Genomic DNA, 3,266 nt, shown 5'->3' on the forward strand with positions numbered 1-3,266 from the left:
GTGAGAAGGGTGTTGAGGTCGTTCGTCACACATCGATCCTCGACACCCTTCGTCGTGCCTGCACTCCGAACGACTTAGGACTTACTCGTCTAGAGCTCGGCGAAGAACGAGCTGACGTCCTCGGCCAGCAGGTCGGGGGCCTGCAGGGCGGCGTAGTGGCCGCCGCGCGCCGGCTCCGACCAGCGCACCACGTTGTGGGAGCGCTCGGCGTAGCGGCGCACCGTGCTGTCGCCGGGGAAGACGGCCACGGCCGTCGGCGTCGTGCCGGGCTCGGCGGGCGGCGCCCAGTCGCCGCCGCTCTCCCGGTACAGGCGCGCGGCGGAGCCGGCGGTGCCGGTCAGCCAGGTGATGGTGACGTTGGTCAGGACGTCGTCGGGGGCGACCCCGCCGGCGTCCTGGCCCCAGCTCGCGAACGCGTCCAGGTGCCAGGCGAGCTGGCCGGCCGGCGAGTCGGCCAGGGCGTAGGCGAGGGTCTGCGGCCTGGTGCCCTGGATGGCGGCGTACCCCGAGAACTCGCGGTGCCAGCGCTCGATCCGCCGCGCGCGCTCGGTCTCGGCCTCGGTCAGCCCGGACAGGTCGTCGGAGACGAACGCCGTGAGCGCGTTCAGGTGCACGCCCGCCACCCGCTCGGGCGCCATCCGGGCCAGGGCGGGCGAGACGAGCGAGCCGAAGTCGCCGCCCTGGAGGCCGTACCGGTCGTAGCCGAGGCGGTCCATGAGCTCGATCCAGGCGGCGGCGACCCGGCGCACGCCCCAGCCGGTCTCGGTGGTGGGGCCGGAGAAGGCGAACCCGGGCACGGACGGGATGACGAGGTGGAAATCGCGGCTGAGCGCCTCGGCCACGCGGGAGAAGTCGGCGAACGTGCTCGGCCAGCCGTGCGTCAGCAGCAGCGGCAGCGCGCCGGGACGCGGCGAGCGCACGTGGGCGAAGTGCACGCGCTGGCCGTCGATCTCGGTCGTGTACTGCGGCAGCTCGTTGAGCCGCGCCTCGTGCGCCCGCCAGTCGTAGCCGTCCAGCCAGTACGCGGCCAGCTCGCGCACGGCCTCGGGCGGCACGCCGTAGGACCAGCCGACCCCCTCCAGGGCGTCCGGCCAGCGCGTACGGTCCAGCCGCGCCCGCAGGTCGTCGATCGCGGACTGCGGGATGTCGATGACGAATCGGTTCATGCCGCTCACGCTAGGCAGCATTGCGGCCAGGATCGGGCCACAATGGACCCGTGCTCGACACCTCGGCGCGGCTTCTGCGCCTGCTCTCCCTCCTGCAGACCCGGCGCGAGTGGCCCGGCGCGGAGCTGTCGCAACGGCTCGGCGTGGCCCCGCGCACGCTGCGCCGCGACATCGACCGGCTGCGCAGCCTCGGCTACCCGGTCGGCTCCACGCCGGGGGTGGCCGGCGGCTACCGGCTCGGCCCAGGCGCGGAGCTGCCGCCGCTGCTGCTCGACGACGAGGAGGCCGTCGCGGTCGCGGTCGGCCTGCGCACGGCCGCCGGCGGCACGGTGACCGGCATCGAGGAGACCTCGCTGCGCGCCCTGGCCAAGCTCGAACAGGTGCTGCCCGCCCGCCTGCGGCAGCGCGTCAACGCCCTGCAGACGCACACCGTCCGCGTCGGCGGGCAGGGCCCGACGGTCGACCCCGAGCTGCTGACCCGCATCACCGCCGCCTGCCGCGACCGCGAGCAGCTGCGCTTCGACTACACCGACCACGAGGGCGCCGTCACGCTGCGGAAGGCCGAGCCGCACAGCCTGGTCAGCAAGGGCAGCCGCTGGTACCTGGTCGGCTGGGACGTCGACCGCCACGACTGGCGCACGTACCGGGCCGACCGGATCGAGGTGCGCACGCCCAACGGCCCGCGCTTCGCCCCCCGCGAGCCGCCGGAGGCCGACGTCGCCGCGTGGGTGCGCCACCGGCTCGGCCACCAGATGTGGCCGGTCCAGGCCCGCTTCCTGATCCACGCCCCGGCCGGACGGCTGGCCGGCCGCGTCGGCGGCGAGGTCGAGGCGGTGGACGAGGCCACCTGCGTGCTCACCATGCGCGGCGACGACCTGCACCTGATGGCCGTGGCCGTGGCCTTCCTCGACCTCGACTTCGAGGTGCTGGAACCGGCCGAGCTGAAGGAACGTCTGCACGCCCTGGGACGGCGGCTGCTCTCTTCCAGAATATGATTCGGTGATGGCCACGTCAGCGTTCTTCACGCGCAAGGAGGGCGAGTTCGTGCCCGCCCCGCACGCGCGCAGCCCCTGGTCCCCCGACATGCTCCACGGCCGACTGCTCGGCGGCCTGGCGGCGAGCGCCCTGGAGGAGCGGCACGGCGAGCCCGGCCTGCACTTCGCCAGGCTCACCGTCGACCTGTTCCGCAACAGCCCCATGCTGCCGGTCACGGTGGAGACCACCCTGGTCAGGGACGGACGGCGGATCCGGGTCGCCGACGCCGTGCTCTCCACCGGACAGGGCGTGATCGGCCGGGCCTCGGCCGTGCTGCTCCGGCAGGGCGAGCAGCCCGGCGGCCGGCTGCCGCACACGCCCGCCTGGGACGAGCCGCCGCCCGCCGGCGACCCGGCCGAGGGGCAGGGCTGGAAACCGCCGTTCGACCTGTGGCAGCTGACCGAGTGGGGGCAGGGCGGGCGCGACCGGGTGTGGCTGCGCGAGACCCACCCGCTGGTGGACGACGAGCCGCTGACGCCGCTCACCCGCGCCGCCCTGGCCGCCGACTTCGCCAGCCCGCTGGCCAACGTCGGCTCGGCGGGCGTCAGCTTCATCAACGCCGACTACACGCTGACGCTCGCCCGGCTGCCCGAGGGCGAGCTGATCGGCGTCGAGGCCACCGGCCACCTCAGCGCCGGCGGCGTCGCGACCGGCCAGGTCACCCTGCACGACACGGCCGGGCCGATCGGGTTCTGCGTGGTCACGGCGGTGGCCAACCCGGTCGCGCTGACCGGCGGCTGACCGTCCGCCGAGCCCTGGGGGCGGTCAGGCGGGGTGCTCGTCGCGGTCGCCCGACCAGTCGGTGTGGAAGGCGCCCTCCCGGTCCACCCGGTGATAGGTGTGCGCGCCGAAGTAGTCGCGCAGCCCCTGCACCAGCGCGGCCGGCAGGCGGTCGCGGCGCAGCCCGTCGTAGTAGGCCAGCGCGGAGGAGAAGCCCGGCGTCGGCACGCCGATCCGCACGGCCGTGGTCACCACCCGCCGCCACGCGTCCTGCGCGGCGTTCAGCGCGGCGGCGAAGGTCGGGTCGGCCAGCAGCGACGGAAGCCGCAGGTCTGCGTCGTAGGC

3 protein-coding genes and 1 pseudogene are annotated in these 3,266 nt (G+C 74.7%); 2 read left to right on the forward strand and 2 right to left on the reverse strand.

The window, feature by feature from the left end:
• Positions 1-89 precede the first annotated feature (89 nt).
• On the reverse strand, positions 90-1,166 hold the full coding sequence (locus ACWCSD_RS50045) for an epoxide hydrolase family protein (protein WP_449926493.1): 1,077 nt from the start codon (positions 1,164-1,166) through the stop codon (positions 90-92).
• Between the two features lie 50 nt (positions 1,167-1,216).
• Here ACWCSD_RS50045 and ACWCSD_RS50050 point away from each other — a divergent pair, with 50 nt between their 5' ends.
• Positions 1,217-2,161 (forward strand): helix-turn-helix transcriptional regulator, encoded by a 945-nt coding sequence (locus tag ACWCSD_RS50050; RefSeq protein ID WP_397156449.1) that lies wholly within the window; start codon positions 1,217-1,219, stop codon positions 2,159-2,161.
• A 7-nt stretch (positions 2,162-2,168) separates the two neighbouring features.
• Positions 2,169-2,942: a thioesterase family protein gene (locus ACWCSD_RS50055; RefSeq protein ID WP_364337460.1), complete on the forward strand. Its 774-nt coding sequence runs from the start codon at positions 2,169-2,171 to the stop codon at positions 2,940-2,942.
• Positions 2,943-2,966: 24 nt separating this feature from the next.
• Here the strand turns inward: ACWCSD_RS50055 and ACWCSD_RS50060 are convergent.
• A pseudogene (locus tag ACWCSD_RS50060) lies at positions 2,967-3,266 on the reverse strand (NADP-dependent phosphogluconate dehydrogenase); the annotation flags it as partial.

The sequence above is a fragment of the Nonomuraea sp. NPDC001684 genome, assembly GCF_053596515.1.

What these genes read in the sequence shown, in the direction of transcription:
- ACWCSD_RS50045 (WP_449926493.1), bottom strand. Translation starts at nt 1,166, where the DNA reads ATGAACCGATTCGTCATCGACATCCCGCAGTCCGCGATCGACGACCTG.
- ACWCSD_RS50055 (WP_364337460.1), top strand. Translation starts at nt 2,169, where the DNA reads ATGGCCACGTCAGCGTTCTTCACGCGCAAGGAGGGCGAGTTCGTGCCC.